Genomic DNA, 19,362 nt, shown 5'->3' with positions numbered 1-19,362 from the left:
TATAAATAAGGAGCGAAAATGAAGAATGATAACGAAGCTATATTTATAATGACTAGAAAAAAATCGCTTTTTATTTATTACACACTTGCTATTATTGTGCATTTAACAATGCTATTATTTGGCATTGGCTCTATACTTTTAGAAAGTATTCTTGCAAAAATCGTTGGTATATTTTTAATATTTTTTACTTTTTATGGATTTTTTTACTTGTTTGATATTAAATTTATTGTTTGTTATAAAGATTATTTTGCAATTAGGCGAGCATTTTTTATGCAAAAATTTTATTATAATGAGTTTAAATCTTATTTGCCTAATTGTGGTGTTATGTGTTCTTTGATGTTAAAATTTAAAAAATTTAAATTACCTTTACATATAAATCAAGAATTGTTTTCTCAAGATGAGCTTAATAGTTTCATTGAAATTTTGCAAAACCACAATATCAAGCGTTATAATTGGTTTGATTAATAGTTAAAGGTATGGTTTAATGAAAATACTTAAATTATTTAAAACTGTATTATATATAATGATTTTTTTTAATCTTTTTTGTTGTTGGTTTTTTAGTTTTTTTAAGTTATGGCAAAGCTGATAGTGAGATTATAGATACTGTTAGTTTATCTATTGATAAAATACAAGAAATTCTTGTTGAAAATAATTATTGCAAATCTAAAGAAGATTGTGATAATAAAGCTTATATTTTATAGATTTGGCTTTTAATAATATTTATTTAGATATTTATAATAATGTAGATAAAGCTACAAGCAATGAAATTTGCAGTATGATGAAAAACATAAAAGCACAAAATAAGCATATAGATTTTTATCTTGAGTTTTTTGAATATTCTAAAGATGAGTATTATCAAGGATATAATAACAATAATCAAGCGATAAAACAAAAAGTATTTTATAAGTGCAAATATTAATTGAAATATAGATTTAATAAGAATTAGCCTAAAGCTAATTCCTAATTCAAATTCTTTAAGCTTTGATTAAAAATATCTTTAGCATGAATGTAAGTTGTATCAAATACCCTTAAATTATCAAAATCACTTTCGTTAATTAGTAGTGAAATCTCAGTGCAGGCTAGTAAAACTCCTTGAACTTTATGTTTATTTACGATATTTATAAACTTTTCTTTGCTACTTTGCATTATCAAATCTTTGCAAAGTTCATTAAAAATAATATCATTTATCGTATTCATATCATCATTATTTGGAGTGATAACATTCAAGCCCTTTAGCTCATTTTTATAAAAGTCTTCTTGCATAGTGTATTTAGTGCCTAGCAATAAAACATCTTTTATATTATTAAGGTTTAGCTCATCAAGGCTTGAATGGGCTATATGGATGAATTTTGCCTTTAAATCTTTTTGCAATTCATTTGCAACTTTATGCATAGTATTTGTGCAAAGTGCGATTATATTTGCACCAGCTTTTTCTAATCTTTTTGCTTCTTCGTTTAATAAACTTGCAGCTTTTTGCCACTCATTATTATGTTGATATTTTTCAATCTCATCAAAATCTACGCTTGATATTAAAATCTTTGCACGAGATAAAGAATTATGATGAGTTTGGCTAAACTCATTTATTAATTTATAATAAGTTATAGTACTAGCATAACTCATCCCACCGATTAAACCTATCAAATTAGCCCCTTACAGCAGCATTGATTAAATCTATAAAGCCATCTACATTAAGACTAGCCCCACCAACCAAAACACCATCACAAAGCCTATTAATCTCAGCAATATTGCTAGAATTAACACTACCACCATATAAAATAGGTTGTTTTGTTTTGCTTTTTAGATATTGCATAATTTTTTCAATATCTTCTAATTTTGCAGCGCTTTTGCCGATACTATAAATTGGCTCATAAGCTAGAATTAATTTATTGTATTTTAAATCAATTGCATTAAGTTGCTTTTCTAAAAACTCTATGCTTTTGTTTTTTTCATAAGTAGCAAAATCTTCTCCTATGCAATAAATTACTCTTAAATCATTTTCAGCACAAAAATCAAATTTTTGTGCCAAAAATTCATCATTTTCGCCCAAATTTCTTCTTTCACAATGACCTAAAATAATAGTTTTTATCCCAAATTCTTGCAAGTGAGATAATCCTATTTCTCCTGTAAATGCTCCATTATAAGCTGGGTATATATTTTGTGCAGCTTGAATGAAGCTAAACTCACTATCAATAAATGAAGTTGCGCTCGGAGCAACTATAACTTCTAGGTTTGAAAAGTCGCTAAATCTAAGATAAGCATTAAGCTTTTTTGCATATTCAGCAAAGCCTTTTCTAGTGTGATTACATTTAAAATTTGCAGCAATAATCATTAATATTCTTCCTTCAATATAAGTGGTTTTATAGCAGGTAATTCTTTACCCTCAATTAGTTCTAAGCTAGCTCCACCGCCAGTAGAAATAAAGCTAAAATCATCAGCATCTCCTGCACGATTTATAACATCGGCAGTATCTCCACCACCAGCAACGCTAGTTGCGTAAGAATCGCTTATATAGTGGCTCATTTTAAAGCTACCTTTAGAAAATTTATCAAACTCAAAAACTCCCATAGGTCCATTCCACCATATAGTTTGAGCATCACTTAAAATCTCTTTAAATAATATTGAACTAGCAGGTCCAATGTCAAGCCCCATCCAGCCATTTGGTATTTCTTGAACGCTAACTTTTTTAACAACACTATCATTTGAAAAGCTTTGAGCTGCAAGCACATCAACAGGTAAATATAGCTTAACTCCAAGTTCTTTTGCTGTTTGCATAATTTGTTTAGCGTCTTCAATTAAATCATCTTCTACGATAGAATTGCCTACATTTAAGCCATTTGCTTTAAGAAAAGTAAATGCCATTCCACCACCTATGATAATTTTATCTACCTTAGGAAGTAGGTTGTGTAAAGCTTGTAATTTTCCGCTAACCTTACTACCGCCAACAACAGCTACGAATGGTCTAGCAGGTGATTTTAATAAATCTTGAGCGAAATTAAATTCTTTTTGTAGTAAAAATCCAGCACAAATTTCTTTAGCAAATCTAGTAATTGCTTCAACGCTTGAATGCGCTCTATGACAAACCCCAAAAGCATCATTGCAATATACATCACACATTGAAGCCAAGCTTTTAGCTAGTTCTTCATCATTTTTTGTTTCGCCTTTAATAAATCTTAGATTTTCAAGCAATAAAACTTCACCTTGCTTTAATTCACTAGCTTTAGCCTTAGCATCATCTCCTATTACATCGTTTGCCATAATTACTTCAGTTCCTAGTAATTTTGAAAGTCTTTTTGCAATAGGTTTTAATGAATATTTATCGCTTACTTCTTTTGGACGACCTAAATGGCTTGCAAGAATTACTCTAGCATCATTATCAAGGCAGTATTTAATAGTAGGAATAGCAGATTTTATTCTTCTATCATCACTAATATTTCCGAATTCATCTTGAGGAACATTAAAATCACATCTAATAAAAACACATTTATTTGTTAAATCAACATCTTTTATGGAAATTAAAGGCATTTTACAACTCCTTGCTAATATGTTGAGCTAGTCTATTTAATTGATACGAATATCCGTATTCGTTGTCATACCAAGCTAGAACTTTTACAAAATCTTCATCAATTATTTGAGTTAAATCAGGAACAAAAACACAACCATAAGTGCTAGTGCAAAAATCACTTGAAACGCAACAATCATAATCAATTGCTAATATTTCGCTCATATTTTTACTAGCTTTTATAAAGGTTTCGTTTATTTCTTCTTTTGAAGTTTTTTTATCTAATAATAGTGTTAAATCTAGCATTGAAACATTTGCTAAGCTAGTTCTTACGCTTTGACCATCAACCTTACCTAAAAGATTTGGTATAACTTTTCCTATTGATTTAGCTGCGCCTGTGCTTGAAGGAACTAAGTTTAGTGCTGCTGCACGACCCCTTCTAATATCTTTAGGGCATTTTGTATCGCAAAGCTCTTGAGTTGCTGTATAAGCGTGAATTGTATTCATTAAGGCTTTTTTAATACCAAAATTTTCATCTAAAACTTTTGCCATTGGTGCAAGGCAGTTTGTGGTGCAACTTGCGTTTGAAATAATTGCTTCACCTTTATAATTATTATGATTTACATCCATTACAAACATAGGAGTATTATCTTTTGGTGGTGCTGACATGATTACTTTTTTAATACCATTATCCAAATAAGCTTTAGTTTTTTCTTGTGTTAAAAAAGCTCCCGTGCATTCAAAAACTAAACTAGCTCCGTATTTAGCAAAATCAATATTTTCAATCTCTCTACTTCTAATTATTTGAATTCTTTTATTTCCTACTATTAATACATCTTCTCCATCATTATCAATTTCTTGATTGAAATTCCCATGAACACTATCGTATTTTAGAAGATATTTAATATTTTTCATATCCCACGAGCAGTTAATTGCCACCAAATTTAGCTTGTTTTCGCTAAGAATTATTCTACTAAGACATCTTCCGATTCTTCCGAATCCATTTATCGCTACATTTACTCCCATTTTTAACCCTTTATTTAAAAAATTTGAGATAATACTAATAAAAAAAGGTTAAGAGATTTTGAAAATAGCAATTTTTGGCGGTAGTTTTGACCCTGTGCATTTAGGTCATGAAAAAGTAGTAAATGTAGCGTTAAATACATTAGATATTGATAAGCTTATAATATTACCTACTTATATTAGTTTGTTTAAAGAAAATTTTAGTGCAAGTCCTGAGTTAAGAATTTCATGGCTTGAAAAAATTTTTACAAAAAGTGACAAATTAATAATAAGTGATTATGAGGTTAGACAAAATAGACCGGTTCCTAGCTTTGATAGTGTAATGTATTTTAAAAATTTACTAAATCCTAGTTTAATTTATTTTATAATAGGAGCTGATCATTTAAAAACTTTACATAAATGGCATAATTATGAAGAATTATCAAAAAATGTTGTTTTTGTAATAGCAAGTAGGGATAATATTTTTATACCTAATGATTATTTAAAGCTTGATATTAACGAAGATATATCATCAAGTTTTATAAGAAATAATTTAGTTTTAGAAAAAGTTAATCCAAAAATAAAAGATGAAGTAAAAGAATTTTACAAAGGAAAAAAATGAGTAGAAACGAAGAAATAATAAAGCTTTTAGATGAGAAAAAAGCTGAAAATGTAGAGCTAATTAGCTTAAAAGGAAGTGAATATTTTGTAGATGAAGTAATAATAGCTACTATGATATCAAGTAAGCAATCTATTGCTTTAATAGAAGATATAAAAGAATTAATAAAAAAACATAATAGCAAAGTATATTATGAAGAGTGTGCTGATGAGTGGAGTGTTCTTGATTTAGGAGATTGTTTAATACATTTAATGAGTTCTGCATATAGAGATAGATATCAAATTGAAAAATTTTTGCTTGAGTTTAAGCGTTAAAAGTTTTTTTGTAGTATCGCGTTTATTATTCAAGGAGAAGTTATGGCTAAAAGAGTTTTAATTAAATTTTCAGGCGAAGCTTTAGCGGGTTCGCAAGGTTTTGGCATTGATACACATATTTTAAAATTTATTGCAGAACAAATAAAACAACTGGTAGATGAAGGCACACAAATAGGTATAGTAATCGGTGGTGGTAACATTATTCGTGGTGTTAGTGCTGCAAAAGATGGTATTATAAAGCGTGTTAGTGGCGATCATATGGGAATGCTATCTACTGTGATTAATTCTATTGCTATGCAAGAAGCGCTTGAAAGCTGTGGGATTAGTGTAAGAGTTCAAAGTGCTATTCAAATGGAAGCATTTTGTGAAACTTTCATTATGAGAAGAGCTCAAAGACATTTAGAAAAAGGTAGAGTTGTAATTTTTGCAGCTGGAACGGGAAATCCATTCTTTACAACAGATACTGCAGCAGTATTAAGAGCTATTGAAATTAATGCTGAAATGATTATAAAAGCAACAAAAGTTAATGGTGTATATGATAAAGACCCTATGAAATTTGAAGATGCAAAAAGATATGATGAATTAAGTTATGAGCTTGCAATGGGTGATGATATTAAGGTGATGGATGATACAGCAATAGCACTTGCAAAAGATAATAAACTTCCTATTGTAGTTTGCAATATGTTTGAAGAAGGTAATATTTTAAAAATTATTAAAGACGATTTTAGTAATTGCTCAATAGTAAAAAATCAATAATTTTAAAGGAATTTATATGAGAACAGAACAAATAGCAGCAAAAGCATTAGAAAAAGTAGGAAATGATAGATATATTTTATCTTTAATAGTAGCAAAGAGAGCTAGAGAGTTAAGTGATGGTGCAACTCCTTTAGTAAAAGTAGAAAAAGGTAAAATGAAGTTTAGCGATATTGCAATGTTAGAAGTTGCAGAAGAAAAAATAATTTTTGATGGTGTAATTAACGAATAATACAATGAAAAATATTCTAAGTTTTGAAACATTATTAGAAGATGTTAGATACTGCAATGATTTAAATAAAGCTAAGGAATTATTATATTCTTTATTTTCAAGCACTCCTATGCTTGAAAAGGCTTTAGATTTTTGTATAAAATCTCACGAAGGACAATTTAGAAAGAGTGGAGAACCTTATTCTATTCATCCTATTTTAGTGGCTTGTTTTGTAGCTTTCTTTTCAAAAGATGAAAGCATGATATTAGCTGCATTATTGCATGATGTTGTAGAAGATACAGAATGCACTCAAGAAGAACTTATGAATATGTTTGGTCATTCGGTTGGCATTTTGGTTGAAGGTATGACTAAAATTGTTGAAATTCGTGGGGATAATCTAGCTAGCTCAGAATCTAATGAAAAACTTAGAAAATCAGCAATGACTTTTAGAAATATGCTAATGGTAAGCATTGAAGATAGTAGAGTTTTATTAGTTAAATTATGTGATAGACTACACAATATGCTAACTCTTGATGCTTTAAAAGAAGCAAAACAAAAAAGAATTGCGGAAGAAACCTTAATGGTTTATGCTCCGATAGCTCATAGATTAGGGATTTCAAGTATTAAAAACTATTTAGAAGATTTAAGCTTTAAATACTTAATGCCAACTGAGTTTAAGGAGATTGCTGATTATTTAAAAGCAAATAATGTTCAATTACAATTAACCTTAAATGATTTTATAGAAAAAATCATAAATCTTATGCGTGATAATGGATATATTGAAGATGTAGATTTTAAAATAGAAAAAAGAATTAAGCATGTTTATTCAATATATTTAAAAATGCAAAGAAAAGGCGTTAGTATTGAAGAAGTTCTTGATTTATTAGGTATTAGAATATTAGTAAAAGATGTAAAAGATTGTTATATTGTTTTAGGACTTTTACATGTTCATTTTAACCCACTTGCTTCAAGGTTTAAAGACTATATTGCATTACCAAAACAAAATGGCTATCAGACAATTCATACAACTTTATTTGATGCCCAATCAATTATTGAAGCACAAATTAGAACTTATAAAATGCACGAAACTGCAGAATTAGGAATTGCAGCTCACTGGAAATACAAAAATGACAAAGAAGACTTTAAGGCTGATTGGGTTAGCGATATTGCTACAAATAATTCTTTAGAAGAAAAGGACAATGATTTAGAATTTTACGAATACGCAAAAGATAGTTTGTATGTAGAAGATATTGCAGTATATTCACCAAAAGGCGAGATTTTTACACTTCCTAGGGGCTCTACTGCACTTGATTTTGCTTTTGAAGTTCATTCACAAATTGGTCTTAAAGCAAGCCATGCTTATATTAATAGAGTTAGATCGCCATTACTTACAAGCCTTAAAAATGGAGATATTGTAAGAATAGAAATTGATGATAATGCAAAGCCAAGATGTTCGTGGCTTGATAGTGTTGTAACAGCTAGAGCAAAGGCTATGATTAAATCACATTGTAAGCAAAGAATTTCAAGTATAGATCAAAAAGTAGGCTTAAGATTATTGCAAACTATTTTTAGTGCTGATGAAGAAAAAATTAATACTTGGATTAATAATGAAAAATTATCAAAAATTGTTAAAAAATGTGCAAGCGATAATATAACTTTAAGCAAAGCAATTGATAGTTTAAAAAAATACGCAAAAAGAATTTGGCTTGTAAAAAACTATGATCTAAAAAAACAAAGAATTGAAAATCTTGTGGTTTATTCAAATTACAAAATCAATAATATAGATTTTGATTATTGCTGTAATCCAAAAAGAGGAGATGATATTATTGCTTTTAAGCATAATCATTCTGTTACTATACATAATAAATTATGTGAAAGAGCAAGTAAATTAATGGAAGATAATAAGGCAGAAATGGTTCTTATAAAATGGTCAAAACATGCGCCTAAAAATTACAAAATGATTTTTTCACTAGAAAACAAAAAAGGCACATTATTAGCTTTATTATCAGAATTATTAAAACTTCAAATTAATATAAGCAGTATTAATATTTCTAAAAATACCGATAGTTTATTAGAATATTTTGAAATAATTTTTGAAGTTCCTGATAATCAAAATATTGAAATAGCAAAAGAAAAAATTAAATCAAAATGTAAAATCTACGAATTTGTATCATTAAATGATGCTTATAGCGAATAAAGGATAGAAAATGAATTTAAATGAAATATATGAAGATTTAGAACGTGGAGTTTCTGAATTTATAGATTTAGAAAAAATAAAAAATTTAATCAAAAACTATTATGAAAAAGGCGAACATTTTTACGTAAAAGCAGGGTTTGATCCAACAGCACCTGATTTACATTTAGGTCATAGTGTGGTTTTAAACAAGATGAGATTTTTACAAAATCATGGAGCTATTGTTCAATTTTTAATAGGTGATTTTACAGCTCAAATAGGTGATCCAACAGGCAAAAGTGCAACAAGAAAACAACTAAGTAAAGAAGAAGTTTTAAAAAATGCAAAAACTTATGAAGAACAAGTTTTTAAGATTTTAGATAAAGATAAAACTGAATTAAAATTTAACTCAACTTGGTTAAATGAATTAGGTGCAGTTGGTATTGTTGAATTAACTTCAACTTTTAATGTAGCTAGAATGCTTGAGCGTGATGATTTTACAAAAAGATTTAAAGAACAAAGTCCTATATCTATTAGCGAATTTTTATATCCATTATTACAAGGGTATGATAGCGTAGCATTAAAATGCGATATTGAAATGGGTGGAACTGATCAAAAATTCAACCTACTAATGGGAAGAACTTTACAAAGAACTTATAATACAGGTAAAGAACAAGGTATTATAATGATGCCATTATTAGTTGGGCTTGATGGTGTGAATAAGATGAGTAAAAGCTTAGGTAATTATATAGGAGTTAGCGAAGAACCTAATACTATGTATGCAAAAGTTCTTAGTATTAGCGATGAGCTTATGAAAAATTATTATGATTATTTAAGTTTTAAAACTACAAAAGAAATTAATGAAATATTTGAAAGCATTAACAATAATTCTTTACATCCAAAAATAGCTAAAGAAAATTTAGCTTTAGAAATTGTTGAAAGATTTTGGGGTAAAGAATTAGCTCTTAAGGCTAAAGAAGAATTTGATAATATTCATAGCAAAAATGAACTTCCAAGTGATATTGCTGAGTTTAGCTTTAATGAAGAGCAATGGATTGTAAAATTAATGCAGGATACTAATCTTGCAAGTTCAGGAAGTGAAGCAAGAAGAGCGATAAAAGCTAATTCAGTTAGCGTTAATGGCGAAAAGATTAGTGATGAGCAATTAAAATTAAATAATGGTGAATTTATTATTCAAGTTGGAAAAAGAAAATTTGCAAAAGTAATGATTAAAGGATAAAAATGAGCTTACCAGAATTAAAAATAAGAAATTTTACTTTAAAAGTTCCTGTATTTCAAGGTGGAATGGGACTTGGAATTAGTTGGGATAGATTGGCTGGTAATGTTAGTTTAAATGGTGCTTTAGGAATTATTTCTTCAGTTGGAACAGGTTTTTATGAAAATAGAGCTCATATAAATAAAGAGCTAAATGGAAAGCCTTACGGAAGTGAAAACTTTTATTCAAGCAAAGGTTTAAAAGCAGTAATTACTAATGCAAGAAAGATTTGTAATGATGCACCACTGGGCTGCAATATAATGCACGCTTCAAATGAGTATGAAAGAATAGTAAAAGATGCCTGTAATGTAGGCTTTAATGCGATTATTAGCGGTGCAGGACTTCCTACAAATTTACCTGAATTTACAAAGGATTTTCCAGAAGTTGCACTAATTCCTATTGTATCATCAGCAAAAGCACTTAAGATAATTTGCAAAAGATGGACTCAAAGATATGATAGATTACCTGATGCTGTTGTATTAGAAGGACCACTTAGCGGGGGTCATCAAGGCTTTACCTACGAGCAATGCTTAGACCCTAATTATCAATTAGATAGATTAATACCTGAAGTAAGAGCAGAGCTTGATGAATGGGGAAATAATATTCCTTTAATTGCAGCGGGTGGAATTTGGAATAGGAATGATATTTTACATGCAATTAGCTTAGGTGCTAATGGGGTTCAAATGGGAACTCGCTTTATAGGAACTCATGAGTGTGATGCTGCACTAGAGTTTAAACAAGTATTGCTAAATGCTAAAAAAGAAGATATTGAATTATTAAAAAGCCCAGTAGGTTATCCAGCTCGTGGAATTAGAACTAATCTTCAAAAAATGATAGAAGAAGGCACAGCTCCAAAAATATCTTGTGTAGCAAACTGCGTTGCACCATGTGAGCGTGGTAGGGGAGCTAAAAAGGTAGGCTATTGTATAGCTGAAAGACTTTATGATGCTTATAGTGGAAAAGTTGAGAGCGGATTATTCTTTACAGGTGCTAATGGTTATAGATTAAATGAATTAATTAGTGTTAAAGAGTTAATTGAAAAATTAGTTAATGGCGAAGATGAATAAACTCTTTTTGCTAATTTTTAGTATTGCTTTATTTGCTGGAAGCTTTGATGAAGATTTAAAAAATTTTGATAAGAATTTTCTAGTTTCTAGCAAAACAGAGCAATTAGCAACTCATCAAAAACTTAAAACTATTTATATAAAAAGTATAATTTCAGGCGATTTAGATACTAAAAAAGAAGTTTTAAAAAGAATAGTTTTAAGTTCAAATATATTAAAACTTGATTCTTCTACTTATCAAAAAGAATTAGAAGAATTAGGGATTAATGCTAAAAAACTAAGTTTTAAGACAAACGATACCAAAAAGCCTATACAAAAGCCAACCGATACTGCAAAAGTTAGCGAAAAGATAGTTCAAACTAATAATAATTTTTATATTACAAAAATCATTAAAGAAGATAATAAAATTAATTTTAATATTAAAGGTGATATTGATGAAAAATCAATATCTTTAAGCACCTATAATACCAAAGAAATAAACAATAAAATCCTTGAATTTGATGGCATTTTAGATGCTAAAAAAGAAACCTTTATTGATAAAAATTATGAAATAAGTATAGTGCAATTTAATCCGAAAAGAATTAGAATTGTAGCTAGAAGTAAAGATGAAATAGATATAAAATATAATATTGATAATGGATTTAATATAGAAGTTTTATCAAAAACACAAAATATAGTAAATAAAAAAGAAGAAAAACCATCGGTAAAAAAAGAAGAAAAACCAGCAAATATTCAAAGCAAAAAAACTGAAGAAATAATCAAGTCTTCATTAAAAATAGAAGAAAAAAATCAAGAAAAAGCAGAAACAAAAGGCACTAATAACATAAGTAAAGTTACAAAAACAAATAATGGTATTAAATTTAATATAAGCTACGAAATAGAAAATATCAAAACAATAAACTATGGAACAAATCAAATAATTGAGTTTGATGGAGTGTTGTTAGGTGGTAGAAAAAACTATGATTTTAAAAATTATTCTATTAGTATTCTTCAATTTAACCCTAAAAAAACAAGAGTAGTTTTATATACTAAAGCACAGCAAAAGCTATTTTTTAATATTGATGATAATGAAGTTGTTTTTTCTACTGAAGAATTAAAATCAAGTAAAGCGAGTTTTAATAAAGCGAATTTATTAATTACAATTGATGCAGGGCATGGTGGGAAAGATACAGGGGCAAATGCTTTTGGAAGAAATGAAAAAGATATTACCTTATCGGTAGCATTAAAGCTTAGTAAAGCATTGAAAAATAAAGGCTATAAAGTATTTTTAACAAGAAATAAAGATATATATATAGGTCTTCGTGACAGAACAAAAATGGCAAATGATAAAAAGAGTGATTTGTTTATAAGCATACACGCAAACTCAATTGCTGATAAGTCAAAAACAGATAAAATTTACGGCATAGAAACATATTTTCTCTCACCAGCAAGAAGTGAAAGAAGCAAAAATGCTGCAGCTATTGAAAACAAAAGTGATATAGAAGAAATGAATTATTTTTCTAAGCAAACATTTTTAAACTTTTTAAATAGAGAAAAAATAATATCGTCTAATAAACTAGCCATTGATATACAAGGCGGGATTTTAAGTTCAATTCCTAAAAATTATCTTAAAAAAGATGGCGGGGTTAAAGAAGCACCATTTTGGGTGTTAGTTGGAGCTTTAATGCCTGCTGTATTGATTGAGATAGGCTATATTTCTCATCCTATTGAAGGGAAAAATATAGCAGATAGTAAATATCAAGATTTTTTAGTAAATGGTATTGTTAATGGAATAGAAAATTATTTTATTAAGAACAAATAAAGGAGAATTATATGAGAAAGGCTAATTGGGTACTAAAAAACGATGAAATTTTTTCTTTAGATTTTGATGATTTTTATTACAATATTAAAGAGCCTTTAAAAGAAAGAAATGGCATTTATGTTGAGAATGCTTTTTTAAATGCAAATAATAAATTAACTATATTAGAATTAGGTTTTGGTCTTGGGCTTAACTTTTTTTTAAGTGCAAAAAAAGCAATAGAACAAGGAATAAAACTAAATTATGTAGCAATAGAAAATCATTATCAAAGCATTGAAGATATTAAGTTTTTTTGCAAAAAATTTAATATAGAACTAAACAAAAGCTTCATAAACGACTATCCGCCTTGTAAAAATGGTATTTATAGAATTGAATTTGATGGAATTACTCTTGATTTGGTTTTTCAAGATGTTGATGTGGCTTTAGATGATTTGGATTTTTTAGCTGATGTTGTATATGCTGATGGATTTTCTCCTAGTAAAAATCAAGAAATGTTTTCAATCAATACTTTAGAAAAAGTAAAAAAACTTTTAAAACCAAATGGTAAATTAATAAGTTATAGTTCAAATTCTAATTTTAAAAAAGCTCTAATTGAACTAGGTTTTGAAATAAATAATATAGAAATAGGCATTAAAAGAGAAAGCACTTTAGCAATATTAAAAAATAAAGTTCAAAAAGAAGAGCTTGATGGTTATTTTCATAAAAATTACCTAGAAGTAAATAATATCGCAATAATAGGTGGTGGAATAGCTGGTGCAACTTTGGCTTATGAATTATCAAAATTAGGTAAAACTATAAGCGTATTTGAGCAAAGCCATACTTTAGCAAACGAAGGCAGCGGTAATAAAATCGGCTTATTAACAGCTCTTATACAAAATCCTTCAAGTTTATTAGGAGAATTTAGCCAGTTTTCGTTCTGGCATAGTTCAAAACTATACAAAAAATTAGGCTACAAATTAGAAGGGGTTTTAGAACATGCTTACACAAAAGAACTGCAAGATAGATTTAAAATGCAAAAGGATAATCCTTTAATTAAATTACATTTTGATTTTGCTTTTTTAAAAGACGGCGGAACGCTAGAGCCTTGTAAATTAGTTCCTAAAATATTTGCCTTATCAAATGCTAGGATATTTTTAAACTACAAGCTTAATGGCTTTAGAGAATTTTATGATAGAGTAGAATTAGATTTTGAAAACAAAACAATGACTTTTGATGCAGTGATTTTTGCAACAGGAGCTTATTCTAAAGAAATATTTAATAATCTTCCTTTATCAGTAGTAAGGGGTCAAGCAACTTGGCTAAAAAATCAAGTAAAATACAAACACCCAATAAGCTCAAAAGCCTATATTACAGGCGCTAAAGATGGCATTGTGTTATTAGGTGCTACTTATGATAGAAATCTTATCGCAGATGCTAGTAGTGTTTATGATGAAGTTAATATTAATAATTTTAAAGAGATTTTTAAAGCTGATTATTCTCATTTAATTATAGGAAATAGGGTAGGTTATAGAAGTTATTCATCGGATAGATTTCCTATCGTAGGAGCTTATTTTAATGAGAATAAATACAAAAGCACTTATAAAGCTCTTCAGTTTGATAAACACAAACCTCAGACTAACGCTCCAAGAAGTAGGGTGTTTGTTAGCACAGCTCATGGCTCAAGGGGACTTGCAAGTGCCTTAACATCGGCTAGATTAATTACTAGTTATTTTAATAATACACCTAGCGGAATGTTTAAAAGATACGAACACGCACTTCATCCTGCTAGATTTTTAATAAGAGATTTAAAAAAGGGCTTAGTAAAATAAGTCCTAATTCCTATTTCAAATTCCTTGCAAAATCCTTAGAATTTGAAATAGGAATTTGATTAAATAATTTTAATAATTATTTTTATATATTATTATAATTTAAACTATTTATTTATTAAGGCTAAATATGCAAGTAAATTACAAAAAATATTTAAAAATCATTTTAAAAAAAGTAATAGCTTTTATCTTTACTATAATTTTTCTTATTATAGGAAGTTTTTATGCAATGGTTAGCGAAACTCAAAAAGAAACTTTTGACATACAATATAGTAAAAACCCAGAAGCTTCTGCTAAATTTGTAAATGCGATGGAATATAGAATTGTTATTGAATTATTGCATACATATTTGAATTATGATAATTTTATAATGGTATTTCTTATAAATCAAATGAATGATAAATTTAAAGAAGGTAAAGAGCTTTTACCAAAAGATAGCATAGAAGATATTTTATGGTGGATGATTTTAAATAGAAATATGTTTTTTAAAAGTGATGATTTATCGTATGCTAAGTATGTTGCAAATACTTATAAAGATGAATTTTTTAATGAGATTTATTCAATGATTGAACGCTTACCATATGGGAAAAATTATTTTGATAATATTGAGCTAAATCAAAATCGCTTTGCAACTATGTTAAAGCTTGTTTCAATATATACAGATTTAGACACTGATAGATTTGTATATTATTTAAAAGAAGAATCAAATAAACATGATGAAGTATATAAATATTTAGATATGGCTTATAAAAGATACTTTGATTCGCAAAAGTCAAAGGAATTTTTTTATGCTTTATATATAAATACAGTGATTATGCTTCATGCTAAAGATATATACTTAAATTTACAAGGTGATGAAGACGGAAAAATGATTGAACCAGCAATAATCCCACAAGATATATGTTATAAAAAAGATATATTTGAAATATACGATAATTTTCAAAAAATTATTGATTATGTAAAAACTACAAAAAATTATTCTAGTTCTTTTACTGGAACAAGTTTAGAAATATTAGAAGTTTTAGAAAATTCTTGTCCTAATGAAAAAGAATTAAGAAAAAGAATAAGAGCAGAGATTGATGAAATTAATGAAAATAAAAAACATAATAAATAAAAGAAAGTAGGGTATAAAACTTCTAATTCCTAATTCAAATTCCTTGAAAAATCATGAGAATTTGAAATAGGAATTTGAGCTTATATAAAGGAGTTTAAATGTTTAAAAAGACTTGCTTATTGCTTATTCTAGTTTCGTTATTAATTGCTGGATTATTTGATATATTTCATAAAGATAAAACACCAAAAACTCCTATATATACTTTATTTGATTTAAGTAAAAAAGGCACTAAATTTGAAATAATCTTTAAGCCACAAAGAAAAGATATAGGAGAGCATTTAGGGTTTTATGCTTTTTATCCTTTGCGTTTTGAATATGGTGAAGTAGGTAAGGATTTTTATTCAGTTGATTTATACGATCAAAAAACAGAAAGCAATATACGAGATAATCCTTATTATCCACTTGCACTTGATATTAAAATTTATGAGCTTACTAAAGATGGTGATGAGATATTAGTATTTGATAAAATCGCTACGCCAAATGCAAATACAAATGTAGGCAGTCGTAGAACTATGAGTATAAAAAATGAAAAAGTTTTTATGGCGGTAAGATATCTTGGATTTTACTTTATACCTGAGAATAAAACTTATAAAGCAGTCATTACAAATCTAATAGATGATGATAATATAAAGGGTGATTTTACAAAAATCGCAATCACAGCTTATAGAAGAAAAGTTTAATAAGGAAAGTTATATAGCTAATCCAAAGCAGATTTTAAAAAGAATTTGAAATAGGAATTTTAAATAATTTATAACATTAAAGCCTAATGAAATTAAAGCTTTTAAAGCAAATAAGGCTATACAAAAACCTTTTAAGATAAAATAAATCCAAATTCCGTTTTTAAATTCCTTTAAAAATTATGAGAATTTGAAACAGGAATTTGCTTTAGTCGTTTTTTAAATTATTTGCTATTTTTGCAGCTAATTTGAGTTTATCATTATCAAAGTGTGTATAAATCCTAGAAGTATTTAACGATGCGTGTCCCAAAGCTTCTTGAACTAATAGCAAATCTTTTTCTTTTTTATAAAGTAGGGTAGCAAAGCTATGCCTTAGCATATGAGCTCCATTTTTTTCTTTTCTAATGCCTGCTTGCATTAAAACATTTTCAATTAGTCTTGAAATATATGCTTGAGTTAGCGGTTTGCCTTGCTTGTTTGTGAATAAATAATCATCAGGACTAGCAATTTGCTTGAAATATTCTAAATGCTCTTTTATTGAATTTACATTAAGCAAAACAACTCTATATTTATTACCTTTAGCATGAATCCTAAGGCTAATCAAATCATTTTCATAGCTAATATCTTTTAGTCTAAGCCTTAAAACCTCATTCACACGAACACCTGTAAATAATATTATTTTAATTGCAAGTTTGTTTCTATCGCTATTGCTTTTGTATTGAAAATCATTTAAAGTGCTTAAGAATAATTTCATTTGTTCTTCACTCATGTATTCAGGAAGTTTAGTTCCCGAGCTTGAGTTTAGTCCAGACCAGTTTTTAAGCTCAATTTCATAATAATGGCTTCCTTCTTCGTCTTTGTTTTGTGAGCTTAGGTATTTAAAGAAATTAACAATAGCTATTTTGTAATTTTTTTTACTTGCATCACTTAAACCTGCAGTAATAGTTGATAAAATTTCAATTACTAGTTCTTCATCAATTTGTTTTAAAGAGTAGGGCTTATAATGAATGATTTGCTCATAAAACTTTTTAATAGGGTTAAAGTATGTATTTATTCCTATCATTCCAATATTCCTTGCTTTTTTAGCTAGCTCATCTAATTCTTCAATATTATGTAAGGTATTTAATGCAATATTAATTTCTCTTAATTCTTCAGCTTTTTCTAAAAGTTTATTAGATAAGGAATTTAATTTATGTTTTAAATACCTTGCAATCCAAAACAATAATGAATTAGAAAAATTATCTTCACAATCAAGCGGGTGTTTCATATATGTCCTTTAAAGTATTTATTTTAAGATTTTATAATGATAATATACTTAGATTAAGATTATTAAAAATTTTTATTGTTTTCAATACTTTTTTAAATCATAAAATAATTTGAAAATTATAAGTATTTTAATATGATTATTTTACATATAATTATACATAAAATAATATGATAAAAATATGATTTATACTAATTTTCGTATTTTTAATACATAATTTTAAAAATACTGCAATTCTAATGAATATTTATTAAATTATTTTGAGCAAATATATTTGAAAATAAAATATTTGAAAATTAAAAAATATCTATTTGTAATTTAATTGCATTCATAATAAAATAGAATACTAATAAATCAATCTATAAATCAATTTAAATTATTTAAACTAAAAAACAATAAAGAGCACAAATAATACATCTTTTTCTTGGATCAAACCTATTAAAAGAGTAAAAAAGTTAAAATGTGAAAATTATAGTTTTCAATACTAATTATAATTTTAATAATAAATTCTAAGTTAGCCATTAAGCTAACTTATTAATCTTGCTTTTTGCTTTGATATTTTGCCAATTCGCTTTTTTGCATTTTTAAAATATGCTCTTCTGTTACTATTACATGAAAAACAGCTTCTAAAACACAAACATCTCTTATATAGGCTTTTACAACTACTTCTCTTTTTTTACTATTATCAAATTTAGCATTTGCTTCATAAGTTAAAACATCTCCAACTTTTGCTGGAGCATAAAAACTTGTCCTTGAGCCAATTACACAAGTATTTTTCTTATTAATTGCAGCTTGCGCTACATAAGCAGCAGATGAATAAATAAAACCATTATGTGCTAGACCTTCGCTATCGCATATAAGCTCAGAAGTTATTTTTAATTGTAGAACAGCCCTATTTTCTTCTATTTCTGTTATATATCCGCTTAATTCATTGTTAATAGAAGGACAAGCTTCAATATTTGTTTTTACTTCACCTTCTGTTGTTTCTACTTTTTCTTCTGCCATATCAAACCTTTAATTTTACATAAACTCTTTTTGGTGCAGGATAACCTTCTTTGGTAAAATCATCATCAGCTAAAAAGTCTTCTAGACTAAACCCATCTATCCATTCGGTTTTTCTTTGTTCTTCAATCGTTGTTTTGCAAGTTGTTAAAACTTCAAAATCTTTGAAATTAGCTTTTTTACACCAGTTTTTTAAAGCACTTATTGTCGGTATAAAATACACATTAGACATTTTTGCATAACTTGTATCAGGAACAAGTGCAAAAGGTTGCTCGTTTTCAATATATATAGTATCAAGAAACACTACTCCATCTTTATTTAAACTTTGTTTGATTTGTTTTAACATTTGAACTGGATCACTTCTGTGATAAATTACACCTAAGCAAAATATTACATCAAATTTATGTTTATAATTGGGAACATCAGCCACACCTAAAAGTTCAAAATCTATGTTTGTTTTAAATAAAGAATTTAAAAATTGAAATTGTTCATAACATCTTTTACTAGGATCAAAGCCAACGATTTTTGTAGGTTTAAAGTCAAGCATTCTAAACATATAATATCCATTATTACATCCTATGTCTGCTACTACTTTATTTTCAATACAGCCTAAATGATCTTTTAAAAGATTAAATTTTACATTACTTCTCCATTCGCTATCTATGAGTAAATCATTAATCTTAAAAGGTCCTTTTCTCCAAGGCTTTAAAGATATTGCTTTTTGCAATATTTCTTCATTATTTAAACTACCATCAACAATTTCAACAATATCACCAAAATTTAATTTCATT

The 19,362-nt window shown here is 27.6% G+C and carries 20 protein-coding genes; 13 read left to right on the top strand and 7 right to left on the bottom strand.

Annotation, left to right across the window (positions count from 1 at the left end):
• The first annotated feature begins 18 nt into the window (after positions 1 to 18).
• Together AVANS_RS05070 and AVANS_RS05065 are read left to right on the top strand one after the other, a co-directional pair.
• Entirely contained in the window at positions 19 to 465 is a 447-nt protein-coding gene (locus AVANS_RS05070; RefSeq protein ID WP_239816804.1) for a hypothetical protein, read from the top strand.
• Between the two features lie 238 nt (positions 466 to 703).
• Complete coding sequence (locus AVANS_RS05065) at positions 704 to 919, top strand: hypothetical protein (RefSeq protein WP_239816803.1); 216 nt, start codon at positions 704 to 706, stop codon at positions 917 to 919.
• A 41-nt stretch (positions 920 to 960) separates the two neighbouring features.
• Here the strand turns inward: AVANS_RS05065 and AVANS_RS05060 are convergent, their stop codons facing one another.
• From AVANS_RS05060 to gap, 4 genes are read right to left on the bottom strand one after another with little or no spacing between them, the layout of a single operon-like run.
• A complete protein-coding gene (locus tag AVANS_RS05060) occupies positions 961 to 1,641 on the bottom strand; it encodes an amino acid racemase (RefSeq protein WP_275583440.1) in 681 nt (226 codons plus the stop codon).
• Position 1,642: 1 nt separating this feature from the next.
• The gene (locus AVANS_RS05055; RefSeq protein ID WP_239816802.1) at positions 1,643 to 2,329 is read right to left on the bottom strand and encodes a triose-phosphate isomerase; all 687 of its coding nucleotides are present in this window, start codon (positions 2,327 to 2,329) and stop codon (positions 1,643 to 1,645) included.
• The gene (locus AVANS_RS05050) at positions 2,329 to 3,522 is read right to left on the bottom strand and encodes a phosphoglycerate kinase (protein ID WP_239816801.1); all 1,194 of its coding nucleotides are present in this window, start codon (positions 3,520 to 3,522) and stop codon (positions 2,329 to 2,331) included. Before AVANS_RS05050 ends, AVANS_RS05055 begins: the two co-directional genes overlap by 1 nt.
• Position 3,523: 1 nt before the next feature.
• Positions 3,524 to 4,525 (bottom strand): type I glyceraldehyde-3-phosphate dehydrogenase, encoded by a 1,002-nt coding sequence (gap, locus tag AVANS_RS05045; RefSeq protein ID WP_239816800.1) that lies wholly within the window; start codon positions 4,523 to 4,525, stop codon positions 3,524 to 3,526.
• A 58-nt stretch (positions 4,526 to 4,583) separates the two neighbouring features.
• Here gap and nadD point away from each other — a divergent pair, with 58 nt between their 5' ends.
• The 11 genes from nadD to AVANS_RS04990 all read left to right on the top strand — a co-directional run bounded on the left by nadD (position 4,584) and on the right by AVANS_RS04990 (position 16,308).
• A complete protein-coding gene (gene nadD, locus AVANS_RS05040) occupies positions 4,584 to 5,123 on the top strand; it encodes a nicotinate (nicotinamide) nucleotide adenylyltransferase (RefSeq protein WP_239816799.1) in 540 nt (179 codons plus the stop codon).
• Positions 5,120 to 5,434: a ribosome silencing factor gene (rsfS, locus tag AVANS_RS05035; RefSeq protein WP_239816798.1), complete on the top strand. Its 315-nt coding sequence runs from the start codon at positions 5,120 to 5,122 to the stop codon at positions 5,432 to 5,434. The genes nadD and rsfS overlap by 4 nt, the downstream gene beginning before the upstream one ends.
• A 42-nt stretch (positions 5,435 to 5,476) precedes the next feature.
• The gene (pyrH, locus tag AVANS_RS05030; RefSeq protein ID WP_239816797.1) at positions 5,477 to 6,190 is read left to right on the top strand and encodes a UMP kinase; all 714 of its coding nucleotides are present in this window, start codon (positions 5,477 to 5,479) and stop codon (positions 6,188 to 6,190) included.
• A gap of 16 nt (positions 6,191 to 6,206) precedes the next feature.
• Entirely contained in the window at positions 6,207 to 6,419 is a 213-nt protein-coding gene (locus tag AVANS_RS05025) for a DNA-directed RNA polymerase subunit omega (protein WP_239816796.1), read from the top strand.
• A gap of 4 nt (positions 6,420 to 6,423) precedes the next feature.
• Positions 6,424 to 8,595 (top strand): RelA/SpoT family protein, encoded by a 2,172-nt coding sequence (locus tag AVANS_RS05020; RefSeq protein ID WP_239816795.1) that lies wholly within the window; start codon positions 6,424 to 6,426, stop codon positions 8,593 to 8,595.
• Between the two features lie 10 nt (positions 8,596 to 8,605).
• Positions 8,606 to 9,811 carry a tyrosine--tRNA ligase gene (tyrS, locus tag AVANS_RS05015; protein WP_239816794.1) on the top strand — a complete coding sequence of 402 codons (1,206 nt, stop codon included), beginning with the start codon at positions 8,606 to 8,608 and terminating at the stop codon, positions 9,809 to 9,811.
• A gap of 2 nt (positions 9,812 to 9,813) precedes the next feature.
• Entirely contained in the window at positions 9,814 to 10,914 is a 1,101-nt protein-coding gene (locus AVANS_RS05010; protein ID WP_239816793.1) for a nitronate monooxygenase family protein, read from the top strand.
• Positions 10,907 to 12,712, top strand: coding sequence for an N-acetylmuramoyl-L-alanine amidase (locus tag AVANS_RS05005; protein WP_239816792.1), 1,806 nt, complete (start codon positions 10,907 to 10,909; stop codon positions 12,710 to 12,712). Before AVANS_RS05010 ends, AVANS_RS05005 begins: the two co-directional genes overlap by 8 nt.
• A gap of 11 nt (positions 12,713 to 12,723) precedes the next feature.
• A complete protein-coding gene (gene mnmC / locus AVANS_RS05000; RefSeq protein WP_239816791.1) occupies positions 12,724 to 14,517 on the top strand; it encodes a bifunctional tRNA (5-methylaminomethyl-2-thiouridine)(34)-methyltransferase MnmD/FAD-dependent 5-carboxymethylaminomethyl-2-thiouridine(34) oxidoreductase MnmC in 1,794 nt (597 codons plus the stop codon).
• A 127-nt stretch (positions 14,518 to 14,644) separates the two neighbouring features.
• Entirely contained in the window at positions 14,645 to 15,628 is a 984-nt protein-coding gene (locus AVANS_RS04995; RefSeq protein WP_239816790.1) for a hypothetical protein, read from the top strand.
• A gap of 98 nt (positions 15,629 to 15,726) precedes the next feature.
• Positions 15,727 to 16,308, top strand: a complete 582-nt coding sequence (locus AVANS_RS04990) for a hypothetical protein (RefSeq protein ID WP_239816789.1) — start codon at positions 15,727 to 15,729, stop codon at positions 16,306 to 16,308.
• A gap of 205 nt (positions 16,309 to 16,513) precedes the next feature.
• On the opposite strand, the gene AVANS_RS04985 is transcribed toward AVANS_RS04990, so the two are convergent.
• From AVANS_RS04985 to cmoB, 3 genes are all read right to left on the bottom strand, one after another.
• On the bottom strand, positions 16,514 to 17,572 hold the full coding sequence (locus AVANS_RS04985; RefSeq protein ID WP_239816788.1) for a tyrosine-type recombinase/integrase: 1,059 nt from the start codon (positions 17,570 to 17,572) through the stop codon (positions 16,514 to 16,516).
• A 531-nt stretch (positions 17,573 to 18,103) separates the two neighbouring features.
• A complete protein-coding gene (locus AVANS_RS04980) occupies positions 18,104 to 18,574 on the bottom strand; it encodes a hypothetical protein (protein ID WP_239816787.1) in 471 nt (156 codons plus the stop codon).
• Position 18,575: 1 nt separating this feature from the next.
• Positions 18,576 to 19,361, bottom strand: coding sequence for a tRNA 5-methoxyuridine(34)/uridine 5-oxyacetic acid(34) synthase CmoB (gene cmoB, locus AVANS_RS04975; RefSeq protein ID WP_345772308.1), 786 nt, complete (start codon positions 19,359 to 19,361; stop codon positions 18,576 to 18,578).
• Position 19,362: the final 1 nt, after the last annotated feature.

The organism is Campylobacter sp. RM5004, assembly GCF_022369455.1.
Lineage (GTDB): Bacteria > Campylobacterota > Campylobacteria > Campylobacterales > Campylobacteraceae > Campylobacter_E.
This window is presented reverse-complemented; position numbering and strand designations above follow the sequence as displayed.

What these genes read in the sequence shown, in the direction of transcription:
- AVANS_RS05070 (WP_239816804.1), top strand. Translation starts at nt 19, where the DNA reads ATGAAGAATGATAACGAAGCTATATTTATAATGACTAGAAAAAAATCG.
- mnmC (WP_239816791.1), top strand. Translation starts at nt 12,724, where the DNA reads ATGAGAAAGGCTAATTGGGTACTAAAAAACGATGAAATTTTTTCTTTA.
- AVANS_RS05010 (WP_239816793.1), top strand. Translation starts at nt 9,814, where the DNA reads ATGAGCTTACCAGAATTAAAAATAAGAAATTTTACTTTAAAAGTTCCT.
- AVANS_RS05005 (WP_239816792.1), top strand. Translation starts at nt 10,907, where the DNA reads ATGAATAAACTCTTTTTGCTAATTTTTAGTATTGCTTTATTTGCTGGA.
- AVANS_RS04980 (WP_239816787.1), bottom strand. Translation starts at nt 18,574, where the DNA reads ATGGCAGAAGAAAAAGTAGAAACAACAGAAGGTGAAGTAAAAACAAAT.
- AVANS_RS05050 (WP_239816801.1), bottom strand. Translation starts at nt 3,522, where the DNA reads ATGCCTTTAATTTCCATAAAAGATGTTGATTTAACAAATAAATGTGTT.
- gap (WP_239816800.1), bottom strand. Translation starts at nt 4,525, where the DNA reads ATGGGAGTAAATGTAGCGATAAATGGATTCGGAAGAATCGGAAGATGT.
- AVANS_RS05020 (WP_239816795.1), top strand. Translation starts at nt 6,424, where the DNA reads ATGAAAAATATTCTAAGTTTTGAAACATTATTAGAAGATGTTAGATAC.
- tyrS (WP_239816794.1), top strand. Translation starts at nt 8,606, where the DNA reads ATGAATTTAAATGAAATATATGAAGATTTAGAACGTGGAGTTTCTGAA.
- AVANS_RS04990 (WP_239816789.1), top strand. Translation starts at nt 15,727, where the DNA reads ATGTTTAAAAAGACTTGCTTATTGCTTATTCTAGTTTCGTTATTAATT.
- cmoB (WP_345772308.1), bottom strand. Translation starts at nt 19,361, where the DNA reads ATGAAATTAAATTTTGGTGATATTGTTGAAATTGTTGATGGTAGTTTA.
- AVANS_RS04995 (WP_239816790.1), top strand. Translation starts at nt 14,645, where the DNA reads ATGCAAGTAAATTACAAAAAATATTTAAAAATCATTTTAAAAAAAGTA.
- rsfS (WP_239816798.1), top strand. Translation starts at nt 5,120, where the DNA reads ATGAGTAGAAACGAAGAAATAATAAAGCTTTTAGATGAGAAAAAAGCT.
- pyrH (WP_239816797.1), top strand. Translation starts at nt 5,477, where the DNA reads ATGGCTAAAAGAGTTTTAATTAAATTTTCAGGCGAAGCTTTAGCGGGT.
- AVANS_RS04985 (WP_239816788.1), bottom strand. Translation starts at nt 17,572, where the DNA reads ATGAAACACCCGCTTGATTGTGAAGATAATTTTTCTAATTCATTATTG.
- AVANS_RS05025 (WP_239816796.1), top strand. Translation starts at nt 6,207, where the DNA reads ATGAGAACAGAACAAATAGCAGCAAAAGCATTAGAAAAAGTAGGAAAT.
- AVANS_RS05055 (WP_239816802.1), bottom strand. Translation starts at nt 2,329, where the DNA reads ATGATTATTGCTGCAAATTTTAAATGTAATCACACTAGAAAAGGCTTT.